12 protein-coding genes are annotated in these 18,948 nt (G+C 73.9%); 8 read left to right on the forward strand and 4 right to left on the reverse strand.

From position 1 onward, the window contains the following. Positions 1-257 precede the first annotated feature (257 nt). On the forward strand, positions 258-1,934 hold the full coding sequence (locus BM242_RS07360; protein WP_281254671.1) for an RNA polymerase sigma factor: 1,677 nt from the start codon (positions 258-260) through the stop codon (positions 1,932-1,934). 195 nt (positions 1,935-2,129) lie between these two features. Further along, complete coding sequence (locus BM242_RS07365; protein ID WP_093837892.1) at positions 2,130-3,092, forward strand: serine protease; 963 nt, start codon at positions 2,130-2,132, stop codon at positions 3,090-3,092. A gap of 66 nt (positions 3,093-3,158) precedes the next feature. On the opposite strand, the gene BM242_RS07370 is transcribed toward BM242_RS07365, so the two are convergent. Beyond that, positions 3,159-3,389, reverse strand: a complete 231-nt coding sequence (locus BM242_RS07370) for a DUF7455 domain-containing protein (RefSeq protein ID WP_093838239.1) — start codon at positions 3,387-3,389, stop codon at positions 3,159-3,161. A gap of 549 nt (positions 3,390-3,938) precedes the next feature. Between BM242_RS07370 and BM242_RS07375 the strand changes: the two genes are divergently transcribed. Continuing rightward, positions 3,939-6,089, forward strand: coding sequence for a DNA gyrase/topoisomerase IV subunit B (locus tag BM242_RS07375; protein ID WP_093837893.1), 2,151 nt, complete (start codon positions 3,939-3,941; stop codon positions 6,087-6,089). 25 nt (positions 6,090-6,114) lie between these two features. Here BM242_RS07375 and BM242_RS07380 read toward each other — a convergent pair whose 3' ends face one another. Then, on the reverse strand, positions 6,115-7,026 hold the full coding sequence (locus BM242_RS07380; RefSeq protein ID WP_093837894.1) for a ferredoxin family protein: 912 nt from the start codon (positions 7,024-7,026) through the stop codon (positions 6,115-6,117). A 238-nt stretch (positions 7,027-7,264) separates the two neighbouring features. Here BM242_RS07380 and BM242_RS07385 point away from each other — a divergent pair, with 238 nt between their 5' ends. Beyond that, the gene (locus tag BM242_RS07385; RefSeq protein ID WP_245833895.1) at positions 7,265-8,428 is read left to right on the forward strand and encodes a CobW family GTP-binding protein; all 1,164 of its coding nucleotides are present in this window, start codon (positions 7,265-7,267) and stop codon (positions 8,426-8,428) included. A 153-nt stretch (positions 8,429-8,581) separates the two neighbouring features. Here the strand turns inward: BM242_RS07385 and BM242_RS07390 are convergent, their stop codons facing one another. Next, on the reverse strand, positions 8,582-11,029 hold the full coding sequence (locus BM242_RS07390; protein WP_093837896.1) for a DNA gyrase/topoisomerase IV subunit A: 2,448 nt from the start codon (positions 11,027-11,029) through the stop codon (positions 8,582-8,584). Positions 11,030-11,331: 302 nt separating this feature from the next. On the opposite strand from BM242_RS07390, the gene BM242_RS07395 reads away from it, so the two are divergent. The 3 genes from BM242_RS07395 to BM242_RS07405 all read left to right on the forward strand — a co-directional run bounded on the left by BM242_RS07395 (position 11,332) and on the right by BM242_RS07405 (position 15,261). Next, on the forward strand, positions 11,332-12,864 hold the full coding sequence (locus BM242_RS07395; RefSeq protein ID WP_245833896.1) for a M16 family metallopeptidase: 1,533 nt from the start codon (positions 11,332-11,334) through the stop codon (positions 12,862-12,864). A 65-nt stretch (positions 12,865-12,929) separates the two neighbouring features. Beyond that, positions 12,930-14,309 (forward strand): M16 family metallopeptidase, encoded by a 1,380-nt coding sequence (locus tag BM242_RS07400; protein WP_093838240.1) that lies wholly within the window; start codon positions 12,930-12,932, stop codon positions 14,307-14,309. A 274-nt stretch (positions 14,310-14,583) separates the two neighbouring features. Then, a complete protein-coding gene (locus BM242_RS07405; RefSeq protein ID WP_093837897.1) occupies positions 14,584-15,261 on the forward strand; it encodes a GntR family transcriptional regulator in 678 nt (225 codons plus the stop codon). Between the two features lie 291 nt (positions 15,262-15,552). Here the strand turns inward: BM242_RS07405 and BM242_RS07410 are convergent, their stop codons facing one another. Next, positions 15,553-15,834: an HPr family phosphocarrier protein gene (locus BM242_RS07410; protein WP_093837898.1), complete on the reverse strand. Its 282-nt coding sequence runs from the start codon at positions 15,832-15,834 to the stop codon at positions 15,553-15,555. Positions 15,835-16,055: 221 nt separating this feature from the next. Here BM242_RS07410 and BM242_RS07415 point away from each other — a divergent pair, with 221 nt between their 5' ends. Next, the gene (locus BM242_RS07415; protein ID WP_093837899.1) at positions 16,056-18,932 is read left to right on the forward strand and encodes a bifunctional acetate--CoA ligase family protein/GNAT family N-acetyltransferase; all 2,877 of its coding nucleotides are present in this window, start codon (positions 16,056-16,058) and stop codon (positions 18,930-18,932) included. The last annotated feature ends 16 nt before the right edge of the window (positions 18,933-18,948 follow it).

Raw genomic sequence — 18,948 nt, forward strand, 5'->3', positions numbered from 1 at the left:
CCGGCTCCGGCGACGTATGTGCGGAGCCCGTTACCCTCGAACGTGCGGTGTGACTCGGGACACGCTCATGCGGCGTAACACTTCGGGAAGCAGCGCGATGACAGAAGAGGCAGCAGTCGTGACCGCGCTCCGCGGTGTCCTTGCGGCACCGGGCCGGACATGATTCGCCGACACCGGTGCCGAGCCTCGTCGCCGGTCGTGGTTCCGCTTCCAGCGGGCGGTCCCGTTCCCGTCCCCAGAGTTCCGAGAGGTTGTTCGTGTCGGCCAGCACTCCCCGTACGATCCCCGCAGAAATCGCTGAATCCGATTCGGTGATGGCGCTCATCGAGCGGGGGAAGGCTGAAGGGCAGATCGCCGGTGATGACATCCGCCGGGCGTTCGAGGCTGACCAGATTCCTCCTACTCAGTGGAAGTCCGTACTGCGCAGCCTCAACCAGATCCTCGACGAGGAAGGCGTGACGCTGATGGTGAGTGCCGCCGAGACGCCTAAGCGCCCCCGCAGGAGTGTGCCCGCCAAGACGACCGCCAAGCGCACGGCCACCAGGACGGTGCCCGCCAAGGCCGCGGCTCCCGCCCGAAGCAGCGCCGCCGCGACGGCAGCGGCGGAGGACTCGGAGCCGGAGACCGTGGCCGCGGAGAGCGCTCCGAAACCCGTGAAGAAGACGGCGGCCAAGAAGGCCGCGACCGGTCCGGCCAAGAAGGCCGCGGCCAAGAAGACGACCACCGGCAAGAAGGCCGCGGCCGGTCCGGCGAAGAAGACCGCGGCCAAGAAGGACGCCGCCACCGCCGCCAGGAAGACCTCCGCCGCGGACCCGGCGAAGGCCAAGAAGGATGTCGCCGACGAGTTCCTCGACGGCGAGGAGGAACTGCTGGAGGAGCCGCTGGAGCCGGGCGCCGGCAAGGGCGGCGAGCCGGCCTCCGCCGCCGCCGCCGAGGCGGCGGCGGCCAAGACCGAGGCCGAGGCGTTCATCCTCTCCGACGACGACGAGGACGACGCCCCCGCCCAGCAGGTCGCCGCGGCCGGCGCCACCGCCGACCCGGTGAAGGACTACCTCAAGCAGATCGGCAAGGTCCCGCTGCTCAACGCCGAGCAGGAGGTCGAGCTCGCCAAGCGCATCGAGGCCGGTCTGTTCGCCGAGGACAAGCTGGCCAACTCGGAGAAGCTGGCACCCAAGCTCCGCCGCGAGCTGGAGATCATCGCCGAGGACGGCCGCCGTGCCAAGAACCACCTGCTGGAGGCCAACCTCCGGCTGGTGGTCTCGCTGGCCAAGCGCTACACCGGCCGCGGCATGCTCTTCCTGGACCTGATCCAGGAGGGCAACCTCGGCCTGATCCGTGCCGTCGAGAAGTTCGACTACACCAAGGGCTACAAGTTCTCCACCTACGCCACCTGGTGGATCCGGCAGGCGATCACCCGGGCCATGGCCGACCAGGCGCGCACCATCCGCATCCCGGTGCACATGGTCGAGGTGATCAACAAGCTGGCCCGGGTGCAGCGGCAGATGCTCCAGGACCTGGGCCGCGAGCCCACCCCGGAGGAGCTGGCCAAGGAACTCGACATGACCCCGGAGAAGGTCGTCGAGGTGCAGAAGTACGGCCGGGAGCCGATCTCGCTGCACACCCCGCTCGGTGAGGACGGCGACAGCGAGTTCGGTGACCTGATCGAGGACTCCGAGGCCGTGGTGCCGGCCGACGCGGTGAGCTTCACCCTGTTGCAGGAACAGCTCCATTCGGTGCTGGACACGCTCAGCGAGCGCGAGGCGGGCGTGGTCTCCATGCGCTTCGGCCTCACCGACGGCCAGCCCAAGACGCTGGACGAGATCGGCAAGGTCTACGGCGTGACCCGGGAGCGCATCCGGCAGATCGAGTCCAAGACGATGTCCAAGCTGCGTCATCCCTCCCGCTCCCAGGTGCTGCGCGACTACCTGGACTGACGGATCGGCGGGGGCGGACCGGCGGTGTGACGAGGCGCCCGGGGGCACGGAACCAGCGGCCGTGCCCCGGGGCGCCTCGTCGTGCGAAGGCCCGCCCGGGCACCGCCCGGGCGGGCGTGCTCCGGATGCGGGCGCCCGGGCCCGGCGCCACCCTGGTGGACAACCTGCCACCAACCGCAGCGCCCGGAGGTGTGCATGCGCGGACTGTCCCGGCTGCTGTTCGGAGCGCTCGCCCTGACCCTGCCGGTGGCCGGTCTGCCCGGCCCCGCCGCCGCGGACGACCTGGTCGTGGGCGGCCACCCGGTCCGGGCCGAGGAACACCTGTGGGCCGTGGCCCTGAGCAGCCCCGAACGCTACGGACAGGAGCGCGGCGGCCACTTCTGCGGCGGCGTGGTGATCGGCGCCCGGACGGTGCTCACGGCCGCGCACTGCCTGATCCCGCGCCCCGCCGGGGACCTGCGGGTGATCGCCGGCCGCGCCGACCTGAAGGACACCGGCGGCCGTGAGGTGGCCGTGGAGGCGTACTGGACCAATCCGGAGTACGACCCGCGCACCCACTCCGGGGATCTCGGTCTGCTGGTGCTGGCCGAGCCGCTGCCCGGGGACCATGTGATCCCGCTGGCCGGCCGGGACGACCCCGCCTATGCGGCGGGCACCCCGGCCCGGGTGCTGGGCTGGGGCGATGTCCGGGGCGACGGCAGCTATCCGGATGTGCTGCGGGCCGCCGATGTGTTCGTGCTGGACGACGAGCAGTGTGCCCGCGCCTATGCGGACAGTGCCGAGTCCGGCCACGGGCGGTTCACGCCCGGTGCCATGGTGTGCGCCGGGCGGCGCGCCGGCGGGGCCGATTCCTGCCAGGGCGACAGCGGCGGCCCGCTGGTCGCGCGGGGACGGCTGGTGGGGCTGGTCTCCTGGGGCACCGGGTGCGGCCTGCCGGGCCGGCCCGGGGTGTACACCAGGGCCTCGCTCGCGGCCGAGCTGCTGGACTGGCCGGTGGCCGCGGAGGCGGCGGCCGCCGCCGGAGACGGGTCCGCCGCTACCGATGCGATGGGTGACGATGCGGCGTCCGGCCCGTGGGGCGGGCCCGGCGGGGTGCGGGAAAGGGGCGAAAGGCGGCGGGCGGTCACTCCTCGAAGGAGTGACCGCCCGGTGGCCTGAGGCGCCCGGCGGCACCCGGCCGTCCGCGCGCATGTTCGCTGAGCGCGTAGCGCCGCATGATCCCGATCAGCGTTCGTCGTCCGTGGCCGTGGCCGGGGTCGCGTTGAGCTTCTCGGTCTCGTCCACTATCTCGGCAGCGATCTTCTTGAGCTCCGGCGCGAACTTGCGCCCGTGGTGGGCGCAGAACAGAAGCTCACCGCCACTGAGGAGCACGACGCGCAGGTAGGCCTGAGCGCCGCAGCGGTCGCAGCGGTCAGCGGCCGTCAGCGGGGTCGCGGGGGTCAGAACAGTAGTCACGTCGCCTCTTCTCTGGCTCTCGACGAGCTGTCGTACCTGGGACAACATCCAACCAGCCCGGAAACGTTCCCGTGCAGGGTCTTTTTTCCTCTGCCCGCTTCCGAAGGGCCCCTCCCGGGCGGGTCGGCTGCGGCCGGCCGGCGGCGGATGAGCCGTGTTGCGTCGGGTGCTCGTGCTCGAATGGTGCGTCGGTGGTGGATCGCCTGGTGGATCCGTCTCGTGCGGTGGTCCGGTCTGCCTTGTCTGTCTCCGGTCTGTCTCCGTGAACGAGGGTGTCCGTCTGGTGCTGGTCACCGTCCGGTTACCGGATGTGTACCGGGGCCTTCCCTGTCGAGAAGGACGTGCCCGGAGCCTAAATGGTTCATGCCTCGAAGGGAACGTGATGTGTGTGTCACCTGAACGAGTTATCGAACGCCTGAGCGAAGCTCCGGTAGGCTGGTCACTTCCCGGATGCCTCCAACACCGCTCAACAGGGCCTCGGTACCCTCTGAGCGGCAACCCACCACCGATGCGCCAGCCACGCTCGGAATTCAGCGAGGAGCGAACTGCGTGACCGCCGATACGTCCGTGCCGTCCACCGCCCTGCTCACCGGAACCGATACCGGGAGCAACTACACAGCCCGGCATCTTCTGGTGCTCGAAGGGCTGGAGGCGGTCCGCAAGCGACCCGGCATGTACATCGGCTCCACCGACAGCCGCGGGCTGATGCACTGCCTCTGGGAGATCATCGACAACTCCGTGGACGAGGCCCTGGGCGGTCACTGCGATCACATCGACGTCATCCTGCACGCCGACGGCTCGGTGGACGTGCGCGACAACGGCCGTGGCATCCCGGTCGACGTGGAGCCCAAGACGGGCCTGTCCGGCGTCGAGGTGGTGATGACCAAGCTGCACGCGGGCGGCAAGTTCGGCGGCGGCTCCTACGCGGCCTCCGGCGGCCTGCACGGCGTCGGCGCCTCCGTGGTCAACGCCCTCTCCGCCCGGCTCGATGTCGAGGTGGACCGGGACGGCGCCACCCACGCCATCGCCTTCCGCCGCGGCACCCCGGGCTCCTTCGCCGACACCGGACCGGACGCCCCGTTCGACGACTCCTCCGGCCTGCGCCGGATCAAGAAGGTGCCCAAGTCCCGCACCGGCACCCGGGTCCGGTTCTGGCCCGACCGCAAGATCTTCCTCAAGGACGCCCGGCTGTCCCTGGCCGAGCTGCACGCCCGGGCCCGGCAGACCGCCTTCCTGGTCCCCGGCCTGACCATCGTGGTGCGCGACGAGCGCGGCATCGAGGGCGGCCTGCGCGAGGACGCCGGGGCCGGCACCGAGGCCGCGCCCAGCGAGGAGACCTTCCGCTACGACGGCGGCATCAGCGAGTTCTGCGAGTTCCTGGCCCCCGACAAGCCGATCTGCGATGTGCTGCGCCTGCGGGGCGAGGGCACCTTCAAGGAGACGGTGCCGGTGCTGGACTCCCGCGGCCATATGACCCCCACCGAGGTCAAGCGGGACCTCCAGGTGGATGTGGCGCTGCGCTGGGGCACCGGCTACGACACCACGGTCCGCTCCTTCGTCAACATCATCGCCACCCCCAAGGGCGGCACCCATGTCTCCGGCTTCGAGCGGGCCCTGACCCGCACCGTCAACGAGGTGCTGCGCTCCGCCAAGCTGCTGCGCGTCGCCGAGGACGACATCGTCAAGGACGACGCCCTGGAGGGCCTGACGGCCGTGGTCACGGTCCGGCTGGCCGAGCCGCAGTTCGAGGGCCAGACCAAGGAGGTGCTGGGCACCTCGGCCGCGGCCCGGATCGTCGGCCAGGTGGTGGCCAGGGAACTCAAGGAGTTCCTGACCTCCACCAAGCGGGACGCCAAGGCGCAGTCCCGCGCGGTGCTGGAGAAGGCGGTGGCCGCGGCCCGCACCCGGATCGCCGCCCGCCAGCACAAGGAGGCGCAGCGCCGCAAGACGGCCCTGGAGTCCTCCTCCCTGCCCGCCAAGCTGGCCGACTGCCGCAGCGACGACGTGGACCGCACCGAGCTGTTCATCGTGGAGGGCGACAGTGCCCTGGGCACCGCCAAGCTGGCCCGCAACTCCGAGTTCCAGGCGCTGCTGCCGATCCGCGGCAAGATCCTCAACGTCCAGAAGTCCTCGGTCTCGGACATGCTCAAGAACGCCGAGTGCGGTGCGATCATCCAGGTGATAGGGGCGGGTTCCGGCCGTACCTTCGACATCGACCAGGCCCGCTACGGCAAGGTCATCTTCCTGGCCGACGCCGATGTGGACGGCGCGCACATCCGCTGCCTGCTGCTCACCCTCTTCCAGCGCTATATGCGCCCGATGGTGGAGCAGGGCCGGGTCTTCTCCGCGGTGCCGCCGCTGCACCGGATCGAGCTCTCCAGCCCGCGCAGGGGCCAGGAGAAGTACATCTACACCTACTCGGACAACGAGCTCCGGGAACGGCTGCTGGATCTGGAGCAGCGGGGCATCCGCTACAAGGAGTCCATCCAGCGCTACAAGGGCCTGGGCGAGATGGACGCCGACCAGCTCGCCGAGACCACCATGGACCCGCGCCACCGCACCCTGCGCCGGATCACCATCGGCGATCTGGAGGCGGCGGAGCAGGTCTTCTCCCTGCTGATGGGGAACGAGGTGGCGCCGCGCCGGGAGTTCATCGCCAGCTCGGCGGCCACCCTGGACCGCGCCCGGATCGACGTCTGAACCGCCCGGGGCGCCGGGGCGCGGGTCACCGCGGCGCGAGCGGCGTGATCTCGGCGGCGTGCAGCCGGGCCCGGGGGAGCGGGGCGTCACCGCAGCTCGCCGGCAGGGCCGGGCCGGTGGTCTGCTCGGTGACCAGCACCCGCCAGGCGCGGCCGTCGGTGTGCAGCAGGGTGGTCAGCCGGCCCCCGGGGACCGGCCGGCCGCCGGTGACGTCCAGGGCGTCGGCACCGGCCTCGCCGAGCAGCTCGCGCAGCGCCAGATCGGCGGTCTGGCCGAACCGGTCCCAGGTGGAGCGCCCGCGGCAGCCCTCGGTGACCATCCGGCCGCCGCGCGCCTCGGCCAGCAGGTTCTTCACCGCCGGGGCGGACATCCGGCCGTAGGTGTAGCCGTGCGGCAGCACCAGCAGGGTGGGGGCGAAGCGGTGGCCGCCGAGATGGCTGATCTCCCAGACGTCGCTACCGGCCACCCCGGCCAGTTCGGTGGCCAGCGGGCGGCCGAGCAGGGCGCAGCAGCGGTCCCGCCTGCCGTTGGTGCACACCAGCACCAGCGGGGCGCCGCGGTGCTCCTGCCACAGCCCCTCGTGGTGCCCGGCGCCCAGCGCGGCGAGGCCAAGGGCGCGCAGCGGCCCCGGCTCGTCCAGCACGGCGGTGCGCACCCAGCCGCGGCCGGGGGCGGTGTGCACGGCGAACACCCGGCGGCGGACCGGGCCGCCGGGGTCGGCGTGCCGCCCCGGGCGGCGGATCAGCGCGACCCGTACCCCGGTGCCCTCGGCCGCGTGTTCCAGATCGCGGCCCAGCGCCGGGTCCAGCCGGCTCCCGGTGAGGGCCTTGGCTCCCCAGGGTCCCGGCTGCTCGATCAGCAGCCAGGTGCGGGCGGTGGCCGCGGTCCCGGCGAGCGGCTCCCGGGCGGCCCTGGAGGCGGCGGAGCAGGTGGTCACAGGCGGGTCCCGGGGCCGGGGGCGGTACGGGGGCAGTGGTGAGGGAGCATGCATGGGGAGCGTAACCCGGGATGCGCGCCCCGGCCGCCCGGACGGGCCGGGTGCGCGCCGGACGCCCCGGTACGCCCGCCGGGCCGGCGTGTCCCCGCGGAACGGAGGCCCGCCCGCGCCCGGAGCCCGCGGCGGCCCCCTATCCTGGGACGGACCTGCCGCTGACCTGCCCGAGGAGGGGACATCCGTGGCCGGGAAGCCGATTCCGGTGATCGTGCTCGCGGGCTTCCTCGGCGCCGGGAAGACCACCCTGCTGAACCATCTGCTGCACAACCGCGACGGGGTGCGCATCGGTGCGGTGGTCAACGACTTCGGCGCCATCGAAGTGGATGCCATGGCCCTGGCCGGCCAGGTGGACGCCATGGTGTCGCTCGGCAACGGCTGCCTGTGCTGCGCGGTGGACACCGAGGACCTGGACGGGGTGCTGGAGCGGCTGGCCGATCCGGCGGCCGGCATCGACCTGATCGTGATCGAGGCCAGCGGCCTGGCCGAGCCCCGCACCCTGGTCCGCATGGTGCTGTCCAGCAGGCAGCCCCGGATCCGCTACGGAGGGCTGGCGGAGGTGGTGGACGCGGCCGAGTTCGAGCGGACCCGGGAGCGCCACCCCGAGCTGGACCGGCATCTGGCCGTGGCCGATCTGGTGGTGCTGAACAAGACCGACCGGATCGGGCCCGGGCGGCTGCCCGCGCTGCGGGAACTCGTCGGGGAACTGGCCGGCGGCACCCCGGTGGTGACCGCGGACCACGGGCGGATCGATCCGGGGCTGTTCTTCGACCGCGAGGCCCTCCGGGCGGACACCGCCGGGCACCCGTTCCGGCAGCTGACCTTCGAGGACCTGCTGCGCGCCGGGGCCGAGGAGACCCTGCATCCGCACACCGGCTACCAGCGGGTGGATTTCACCGCCGCCGGCCCGCTCAGCCCGCGCCGCCTGATGGCCTTCCTGGACAGCCGTCCGGCGGGGCTGTACCGCATCAAGGGCCATGTGCGCTTCGGGGTGACGGCCGCACAGTCCCCGGCGGAGCGGTACCGTCTGCACGCGGTGGGCCGCTTCCTGCGGTTCACCGCGGAGCCCTGGCCGCCCGGGGAACCCGCGGACACCCGGCTGGTGCTGATCGGAGCCGGCATCGACGCCGAGGGGGTCCGCAAGCAGTTGCTGGACTGTGTCGGCCCCGGCCCCGATGACCGCGGCCCGGAGGCCATGTACGGCGTCCTGCGCTTCACCGAGCGGGATGCCGGGGAAGCCGGCCGGCCGCACGGGCCGGACGAGACGCACGAGACGGACGAGGCGGAGGAGCCCGACGGGACCGAGGAGCCGGACGAGGACTACCCCATCCACCCCGAGGAGCCGTGAGCCGTCCGGGAACGGCGGCCGGTGCTCCCTGCGGCGGGACGGTCCTTGCCGCCGGGGCGCGCGTCCACGGCGTGCGGCACGCCGCCGTCGCCGCCGGCGTGGATCACCCCGCTCCCCGCCGTGCCGGCCCGGGCGCCCGGGCCGGCACGGCGGCTACCGGACCGGGCCGGCGATATGGGCGATCCTGCGGCTCAGCGGGACTCCGGAGCCGTCCCGGCGCGGGTCCGGGTCCGGCAGCGGAGCCGCCGCCCCCGAGGCGGTGGCGGCGCGCGCCGGGGCCGGACCCGCCCAGGCGAAGGCCAGATGGTCCTCGCCCTTCAGGAACCGCTGGCAGCGCACCCCGCCGGTGGCCCGTCCCTTGCGCGGGTACTGGTCGAACGGGGTCAGCTTGGCGGTGCCCGAGGCGTCCAGCGTGCCGGTGGAGCCGGCGACCGTGAACACCACCGCGTCGCCCGCCGGGTCGACGGCGGTGAACGAGATCACCCGCGCCCCCGCACCGAGCTTGACGCCCGCCATGCCGCCGGCCGCCCGGCCCTGCGGCCGGACCAGCGAGGCCGGATAGCGCAGCAGCTGGGCGTCGCTGGTGATGAAGACCAGATCCTCCTCGCCGGTGCGCAGCTCGGCCGCGCCGACGATCCGGTCGCCCTCCCTCAGCGCGATCACCGGCAGTTCGTCCTTGCCCGTCGGATAGTCCGGCACCACCCGTTTGACCACGCCCTGCTCGGTGCCCAGCGCCAGCCCTGGCGAGGACTCGTCCAGCGTGGTGAGGCAGACCACCCGCTCGTCCTCCTCCAGGGTGAGGAACTCCGACAGCGGTGCCCCGCCGGCCAGGCTCGGTGAGGTGGTCCCCTGCGGCAGCTGCGGCAGATCCACCACCGTCACCCGCAGCAGCCGCCCGGCCGACGTCACCGCGCCGATCTCGCTCCGGGTGGTGGTCGTCACCGACGAGACGACGACATCGTGCTTGGCGCGCTTGGCCGCCGGATCGAAGGAGCCGGCGCCGTCGGCGGTGCGGGCCAGCAGACCGGTGGCCGAGAGCAGCACCCGGCACGGGTCGTCGGCCACCTCCAGGGGCACCGCGGCCAGCTCGACCTCCTCGCCGTCGGCCAGCCGGGTGCGCCGCGGAGTGGAGAACTTCCTGGCCACCTCGGTCAGTTCCGAGGAGACCACCTTGCGCAGCTCGCTGTCCGACTCCAGGATCCCGGTCAGCCGCTCGATCTCCGCGGTCAGCTTCTCCCGCTCCGCCTCCAGCTCGATCCGGTCGAAGCGGGTCAGCCGCCGCAGCGGGGTGTCGAGGATGTACTGGGTCTGGGTCCCGCTCAGGCCGAAGCGCTCGATCAGCGCCTCCTTGGCGCGGGCGGCGTCGTCGCTGGCCCGGATGATCCGGATCACCTCGTCGATGTCGGCCAGCGCCACCAGCAGGCCCTCGACCAGGTGCAGCCGGTCGCGCCGCCTGGCGCGCCGGAATTCGCTGCGCCGCCGCACCACCTCGAAGCGGTGGTCCAGATAGACCTCCAGCAGCTCCTTCAGCCCCAGGGTGAGCGGCTGGCCGTCCACCAGCGCCACATTGTTGATGCCGAAGGACTCCTCCATCGGGGTCAGCCGGTAGAGCTGGGCGAGCACGGCCTCGGGGTTGAAGCCGTTCTTGACCTCGATCACCAGCCGCAGGCCGTGCGCCCGGTCGGTCAGGTCCTTGACGTCCGCGATGCCCTGCAGCTTCTTGGAGTTGACCAGGTCCTTGATCTTGCCGATCACCTTCTCCGGGCCGACGGTGAACGGCAGCTCCGTCACGATCAGGCCCTTGCGGCGCGCGGTGACCTGCTCCACCGCCACCGTGGCGCGCATCCGGAAGGTGCCGCGGCCGGTCTCGTAGGCGTCCCGGACGCCCTCCAGGCCGACGATCTGGCCGCCGGTGGGCAGATCCGGCCCGGGCACATACCGCATCAGGGTGGACAGGTCGGCGTTCGGATGGCGGATCAGATGCCGGGCCGCGGCGATCACCTCGCCCAGATTGTGCGGCGGCATGTTGGTGGCCATGCCGACCGCGATCCCGGAGGCGCCGTTCACCAGCAGATTGGGGTAGGCGGACGGCAGGGCCGCCGGCTCCCGCTCGCTGCCGTCGTAGTTGGGGCCGAAGTCGACCGTGTCCTCGTCGATGGACTCCACCATCAGCCCGGCCGCCGGGGCGGCGCGGCATTCGGTGTAGCGCATGGCCGCGGGCGGGTCGTCGTTCCCCAGCGAGCCGAAGTTGCCGTGGCCGTCGACCAGCGGCAGCCGCATGGAGAACGGCTGCGCCATCCGCACCAGCGCATCGTAGATGGCGCTGTCGCCGTGCGGGTGCAGCTTGCCCATCACCTCGCCGACCACCCGGGCGCACTTCACATAGCCGCGCTCCGGGCGCAGCCCCATCTCGTGCATCTGGTACAGGATGCGGCGGTGCACGGGCTTGAGGCCGTCCCGGGCGTCGGGCAGCGCCCGGGAGTAGATGACCGAGTAGGCGTACTCCAGGAAGGAGCCCCGCATCTCGTCCACGACATCGATGTCGAGGATGCGCTCCTCGTAGTCGTCGGGGGGCGGGGACTGCGTGCGGCGGCGGGCCATCGCGGCAAGGCTCCTTCGCATCGGGGCGGGAGAGGACGGGTCCATTGTGGCCTGTGCCGCCGACAGTCCCGTCCACAGCCCGTCCGCAGCCCGTCCGCAGCCCGTCCGCAGCCCGTCCGCAGCCGGCCGGGCCCGTGCCGCGGCACTTCCCGCGGGCCGTTCCGGGGCCCGGGCGCCCGGTGTCCGGCTGCCGCGCGCACCGCGCGCCGGGCCGCCCGCCCGCATAGGGTGACACCACTCACCCGAGATGTGACCGAGACCTGATGTCAGTTCCGCGAATCGAACGAAGGGATCTGCAACCTATGGGCCACACGGCCACCCCGCAGGAGGCCTCCGGCCGGCTGACGGTGACCGAGCACCGGCTGGCCAACGGCCTGCGCGTGGTGCTCTCGGAGGACCATCAGACCCCGGTCGCCGCCGTCTGCCTCTGGTACGACGTCGGTTCCCGACACGAGGTGCCCGGCCGCACCGGGCTGGCCCATCTCTTCGAGCACTTGATGTTCCAGGGCTCGTACCAGGTGCCCGGCAACGGCCACTTCGAGATGATCCAGGCGGCCGGCGGTTCCCCCAACGGCACCACCAGCTTCGAGCGCACCAACTATTACGAAACCATGCCCGCCCATGAACTGGAACTGGCCCTGTGGCTGGAGGCCGACCGGATGGGCACCCTGCTGACCCGGCTCGACCTGGCCTCCCTGGACAACCAGCGGGACGTGGTGAAGAACGAGCGCCGCCAGCGCTACGACAACGTGCCCTACGGCACCGCTTTCGAACGGATGGTGGCCCTGGTCTTCCCCGAGGGCCACCCCTACCACCACACCCCCATCGGCTCCATGGCCGATCTGGACGCCGCCTCCCTGGAGGACGCCCGGCAGTTCTTCCGTACCTATTACGCCCCGGACAACGCCGTGCTCTCCGTGGTCGGCGACATCGACCCGGAGCAGACCCTGGCCTGGATCGAGCGCTACTTCGGCTCCATCCCGCCCTACCGGGCCAAGCCCGAGCCCCGGGACGGCTCCCTGCCGGAGACCATCGGCGAGGAGCTGCGCCGGGTGATCGAGGAGGCCGTGCCCTCCCGTGCCCTGATGGCCGCCTACCGGCTGCCGCAGGACGGCACCCGTGCCGCGGACGCCGCCGACGTGGCCCTGACCGTGCTGGGCGGCGGTGAGTCCTCCCGGCTGTACAACCGCCTGGTGCGCCGGGACCGCACCGCCGTGGTGGCCGGCTTCGGCATGCTGCGGCTCTCCGGCGCCCCCTCCCTGGGCTGGCTGGACGTCAAGGCCTCGGGAGAGGCGGAGATCGCCGTGATCGAGCGGGCGGTGGACGAGGAACTGGCCCGGTTCGCCGCCGAGGGCCCCACCCCGGAGGAGATGGAGCGCGCCCAGGCCCAGCTGGAGCGGGAGTGGCTGGACCGGCTGGCCACCGTGCACGGCCGGGCCGACGAGTTCTGCCGCTACGCCGTGCAGTTCGGCGATCCGGCGCTCGCCCTGACCGCGGTCGACCGGGTGCTCCGGGTGACCGCGGAGGAGGTGCGCCGGGTCGCCGCCGACCTGCTGCATCCGCGCAACCGCGGGGTACTGGTCTACGAGCCCACCGGCGAGCCGCCCGAGGCCGAGGCCGAGGAGACCGGGGGCCCGGCCGGCCCGCCCGTCCCGGACGTGCCCGCCGACCCCGACATCGCGCCCGGGACCGATGCCGCCGAGGTCGGCGAGGGCCCGGAGGAGCCAGGACGCAGCGAGGGCGGGGGCGAGTCACCCACCGGCTCGGAGGTCCGCCAGGCCGCCGGACCGGCCGTCGACGCCGCCACCGCGGCACCCGAGGAGGAGCGGCAGTGAGCGAGTCCAACACCCCCGCAGGCGCCCCCGCAGGCGCCCCCGCCGGCGCGCCCGGCAGCGGCGGCATGCCGGCCATGACCCTGCACCCCCGTCCGGAGAGCGGCCCGCCCCGCCCCTGGGCCTTTCCCGCCCCGGAACGCGGGGCACTGCCCAACGGCCTCACCGTGCTGCGCTGCCACCGCCCCGGCCAGCGGGTGATCGCGGTCGAGCTCAGCCTGGCCAGCCCGCTGGCCGCCGAGCCGGACGGACTGGAGGGCGTGGCCACGATCATGGCCCGCGGCCTGAGCGAGGGCACCGACCGGCACACCGCCGAGGAGTTCGCCGCCGAACTGGAACGCTGCGGCGCCACCCTGGACGCCGCCGCCGACCACCCGGGGGTGCGGGTCTCCCTGGAGGTCCCGGCCTCCCGGCTCACCCCGGCGCTGGGCCTGCTGGCGGACGCCCTGCGCGCCCCCGCCTTCCCCGAGCCGGAGATCGAACGGCTGGTCGCCAACCGGCTGGACGAGATCCAGCACGAGCTGGCCAGCCCGCCCCGGCGGGCCGCCATGGCGCTCTACGCCCAGCTCTTCCCGGCCGCCTCCCGGATGTCCCGCCCCCGGCAGGGCACCGAGGAGAGCGTGGCCCGGATCGACGCCGCCGCCGTACGGGCCTTCTACCAGGCGCATGCCGGCCCGGGCACCGCCACCGCCGTGGTGGTCGGCGACCTCACCGGGACCGATCTGGACGGGGCGCTGGCCCGGACCCTGGGCACCTGGACCGGCGCGGTCCGGCCGCCCGAGCCGATGGCCCCGGTCACCGGCGACGACACCGGCCGGGTGGTGATCGTGGACCGGCCCGGCTCGGTGCAGACCCAGATGCTGATCGCCCGCCTCGGTCCGGACCGCCACCACCCGGTGTGGCCCGCCCAGGTGCTGGGCGTCTACTGCCTGGGCGGCACCCTCACCTCCCGGCTGGACCGGGTGCTGCGCGAGGAGAAGGGCTACACCTACGGCATCCGGGCCCAGGCACATGTGCTGCGCTCGGACGCCCGGGGCAGCGGCGCCGCGCTGCTGGCCATCTCCGGCTCGGTGGCCACCGATGTCACCGGTCCGGCCGTGGCCGACCTGTGGCGGGTGCTGCGCACCCTGGCCGAGGAGGGCCTGACCGACCAGGAGCGGGACGTGGCCGTGCAGAACCTGGTCGGGGTCGCCCCGCTGCGCTTCGAGACCGCCTCGGCGGTCGCCGACGCCCTGGCCGACCAGGTGGAGCAGGAACTGCCGGACGACTTCCAGGGTCGGCTCTACGCCCGGCTGGCCGGGACCGGCACGGCCGCGGCCTCCGAGGCGGCGGTGCGGGCCTTCCCGCCGGACCGGCTGGTGACCGTGCTGGTCGGGGACGCCGGGCAGATCCTGGGCCCGGTGAAGGAGGCCGGCATCGGCGAGGTGACGGTGCTTCCCGGCACCTGAGGCACCGCCCGCCCGCGGCCCGGCGCCCGGCGCCGGGCCGCGGGCGGGCGGCTCGCGCCCCCGCGCCCGCAGGGCGCGCAGGGTTCCGCGCGGCCCGGGAACCGTCAAGCAACGGTCTCCCGGGCCGCGCTTTTGCGTCCGGTCTTGATCGTTCGCGGCTGAAAGGTGTCGCTTCCGCAGGGCCGCTATCGGCATTCCGGCGCTTTTGCCATAGAGTTCCATTGACCCGGCGGTAAAGCGATGCGGCCGATGCCGGCGACAGTGGGAGTGGTTTATGCGTATCTCCGCGCACACGGTATGCACGGCGATTCGTGATGACATCGTCAACGGGGTGCTGCCGCCCGGCTCGCGGCTCGCCGAGGAGCAGCTCGCCCAGCGGTACGGGGTGTCACGGGTACCGGTGCGCGAGGCGCTGCGGACACTGGAGTCCGAGGGGTTCGTGGTCTCCCGGCGGCATGCCGGGGCGTGCGTGGCCCAGCCCGGCGAGCAGGAGACCGCCGACCTGCTGGACATCCGGGCCCTGCTGGAGCCGCTGGGCGCGGCGCGCGCCGCGCAGCGCCGCACCGAGGCCCATCTGAAGGTGCTGCGCGGCCTGGTCCGCCTGGGGCGGCAGCGCGCGGGCCAGGGACAGGAGGCCGATCTGCGCTCGCTCGGGGACTGGTTCCACGAGACCATCGCGCAGGCCACCTGCTCGCCCGCGCTGACCACGCTGCTGGTGCAGATCCGCCGGAAGATGACCTGGCTGTACGCGGGGGAACCGGTGTCCCGGGCGGCGGCCGTGTGGCAGGAGCGCGGTGCCCTGGTGGACGCGATCGCCCGGGGGGACGCGGAGCGGGCGCGGTCCCTGGCGGCTGCCCAGATCGAGCGCACCGCCCCGGTGCGGCGGCAGCACCGGCCGATCACCGTGAGGACTCCGAAACCTGCCGTAAACATGGCACGCGGCCAGATTTAACGGCGGTCGTATACACCTGCTGGACAAGCAGCGTGAATTCGGTGCGGCGCTCCGCCCGGAATTCGGCGCTGTGAATTCTGCTGCCATGAAATTCATGGTGCGCGGAATCGGCGTGCGGGAAATGTGCAGAAAGGCTGCGGGCGAGGCGCCGGTAATCCACCGGGGCACCTCGCCCGCCGCTCTTTCCGCATGACCGCCGTGTCCGTCGCACCACGCCTCGCACCACGCCTTGCATCACGTCTCGCACCACGCGGCGCCGGCCGGGCCCGCCCGGCGGCCGGGCCGCCGGGGTCAGACGGTCTCGGGGAGTTCCTCCAGGCCCTCGGCGACCAGCCGGGCCAGCCGGTCCAGCACGGCCTCGGCGCTCTCGTCCGGCGACGCCAGCACGATCTCCTCGCCGCTCTCCGCGCCCAGGCTGAGTACGGCCAGCATGGACGCCGCGTTCACCGGCCGGCCGTCGCCCCTGGCGACGGTCACCGGTACCCCCGCCGCGGTGGCGGCCCGGACGAAGATGGAGGCGGGCCGGGCATGCAGCCCTTCCGGCCAGCCGACCGTGACACGGCGCTCAACCATGGTTGTTGCCCTTCGGCTCGGAGCGTGGGTGCGGCCCGGCCCGGACCCCTCGGCCCCGGCCGGACCTATCGACTTGTCCAGACCATAGCCCCCGGGAGCCCGGCGGCCGCATGCCCCCACCCTGCCGGTCGGGCCCGCCGCCCGCCAAGACCGCCCGCCGGGCGCCGGCCGCCGGAGGCGGCAGCCCCTGCGGTGCCGGCGGGCGGCCGTACCCTGAAGCCATGTCCGCGCCCGAGGAGCCCACGGGGAAGCCGCCGGAGCCGCAGCCGTCCTACCCGGACCACTGGGAGGCCGATGTGGTGCTGCGCGACGGCGGCACGGCCCACATCCGGCCCATCACCCCCGAGGACGCCGACCGGCTGGTCGCCTTCTTCGCCCGGGTCTCCGACGAGGCCAAGTACTACCGGTTCTTCGCCCCCTACCCCCGGCTCTCCGCACGGGATGTGCACCGCTTCACCCACCACGACCAGGTGGACCGGGTCGGCCTGGCGGCCGTGCTGGGGGACGAGTTCCTGGCCACCGTCCGCTACGACCGGATCGACGAGAAGGGCATGCCCGCCTCCGCCCCCGCCGACCGCGCCGAGGTCGCCTTCCTGGTCCGCGACGACCACCAGGGACGAGGGCTGGGCTCGGTGCTGCTGGAGCACATCGCGGCCTGCGCCCGGGAGCGCGGCATCCGCCGGTTCGCCGCCGACGTCCTGCCCGACAACCGCAAGATGATCAAGGTCTTCACGGACGTCGGCTACTCGCAGCACCGCCGCTTCGCGGACGGCTCGGTGCACCTCAGCCTCGATCTGGCGCCCACCGACGCCTCGGTCGCCGTGATGCGCGCCCGCGAGCAGCGCGCCGAGGCCCGGTCGGTCCAGCGGCTGCTCACCCCGCGCTCGGTGGCGGTGATCGGGGCCGGCCGCCGCCCCGGCGGGGCCGGCCGCACGGTCCTCGCCGGGCTGCTGCGCGGCGGCTTCACCGGGCCGGTCTGGGCGGTCAACAGCGCGCTGCCCGAGGGACAGAGCGAGCTCGGCGGCGTCCCGGCCCGCCGCAGTGTGCGCGAGCTCCCGGAGCGGGTCGACCTCGCGGTGGTGGCGGTGCCCGCCGCCCGGGTCGCCGGGGTGGCCGCCGAATGCGGCGAGCGGGGCGTCCAGGGCCTGGTGGTGCTGGCCTCCGGGCACACCCGCGAGGAGCAGCGCGAACTGGTGCTGGCCGCCCGCTCCTACGGGATGCGCATCATCGGCCCCAACGCCTTCGGGATCATCAACACCGATCCCGCGGTGCGGCTCAACGCCAGCCCCGCCCCGCGGCTGGCCCGGCGCGGCCGGATCGGGCTGTTCACCCAGTCCGCGGCGATCGGCCTCGGCGTGCTGGACGAGCTGGAGCGCTCCGGCGCCGGACTGTCCACCTTCGTCTCCGCGGGCAACCGGGCCGATGTCTCCGGCAACGATCTGCTCCAGTACTGGCACGACGACCCGGACACCGCGGTCGCCCTGATGTATCTGGAGTCGCTGGGCAATCCGCGCAAGTTCACCCGGCTGGCCCGGCGTTCGGCGGCGGCCGGGCGGCCGGTGGTGGTGGTCCGCGGCGGCCGGCACAGCGGCGGCGCGCTGCCGCCCGGCCACGCCGTCCCGGCCGGCCGCACCCCGGCCGCCACGGTCTCCGCGCTGCTCCGGCAGGCCGGGGTGATCGAGGCGGGCACCGCCACCGAACTCACCGACACCGGACTGCTGCTGGCCAACCAGCCGCTGCCGCGCGGACGCCGGGTCGCCATCGTGGGCAACGCCGAGTCGCTCGGCACGGTCGCGCACGACGCCTGCCGCGCCCAGCGGCTGCGACCGCTGCCCATGCAGAAGCTGGCCGAGGACGCCGGACCGGAGGCGTACCGCCGGGCGCTGGCCGCCGCCCTGGCCGACCCCGGCACGGACGCGGTGCTGATCACCGCCATCCCCATGGTCGGCGACCAGGACGGTGCGGCCGGCGAAGGCAGGGGCGACGGCGGCGAAGGCAGCGGCGGGAGCGCCGGCCCGGCCTGGTCGGACCCCTCCTTCGGCCGCCGCCTCACCGAGGAACTGCACCGGGCGGCCGGCGAGGCCGGGCAGCGGGCGGGCCTGGCCAAGCCGGTGCTGGTCGCCCATCTCGCCATCGCCGGGCTGGCCGCCGCGCTCGCCGCCCGCTCCATCCCCGCCTACCCGTCCGCCGAGCGGGCGGTGCGCGCGCTGGCCCACGCGGTGCGCTACGCCGCCTGGCACCGCACCGCCAACGACCCCGGCCGGGTGCCGGAGTACGAGGACATCGACCCGGCCGCCGCCGCGGTCGTCCTGGACCGCGCGCTGGCCGCCCGGCCGGGCCCGGGCCGGTTCCCCACCGCCCCGCGCCCCCCGGCCGGCCCCGGGCCGGAGGGCACCGCCGGCCCGGCCGGCGGTGTGCCGCTGGCCGAGGAGGCGGCCGGGCAGCTGCTGGCCGCCTACGGAATCAGGGTGCTGCCCGCCCTCCCGGCGCCGGACGCCGCCGCCGCGGTGGCCGCCGCCGCCCGCCTCGGCTACCCGGTGGCCCTGAAGACCACCGCGCCCCGTCTGCGGCACCGCCCGGATCTCGGCGGCATCCGGCTCGGCCTGGCCACCAGGTCCGAGCTCCGCCGCGCCTACGAGGAGCTCACCGCCCAGCTCGGGCCGGCCGGCGAGCTGTGTCCGGTGGTGCAGCCGATGGCCCCGCGCGGGGTGGACACCGTCGTCCGGGCGACGGTCGATCCGGCGATCGGCGCCGTGCTGTCCTTCGGGCTGGCCGGCCCCGCCTCCGAGCTCCTCGGCGACCTCGCCCACCAGCTTCTCCCGGTCACCGACCGGGCCGCGCACGAGCTGGTCCGGGCGATCCGCGCGGCGCCGATGCTGTTCGGCTGGCGCGGCGCCCAGCCGGTGGACACCGCCGCCCTGGAAGAGGTGCTGCTGCGGCTCGGCCGGCTGGTGGACGAGCACCCCGGGATCGCCGCCGTGGAGCTGGAGCCCGTGGTGGTCGCCCCGCGGGGGGCGCATGTGCTCGGTGCCGCCGTCCGGGCCGCCCCGCCGCCGCCCCGCGCCGACCTCGGTCCTCGCCGGCTGCCCGTCTACTGAAACCGGGCCCCGCGCC

Origin of the sequence: Streptomyces aidingensis, from assembly GCF_900112355.1 — a bacterium.
GTDB classification, from domain to species: Bacteria; Actinomycetota; Actinomycetes; order Streptomycetales; family Streptomycetaceae; genus Streptomyces; species Streptomyces aidingensis.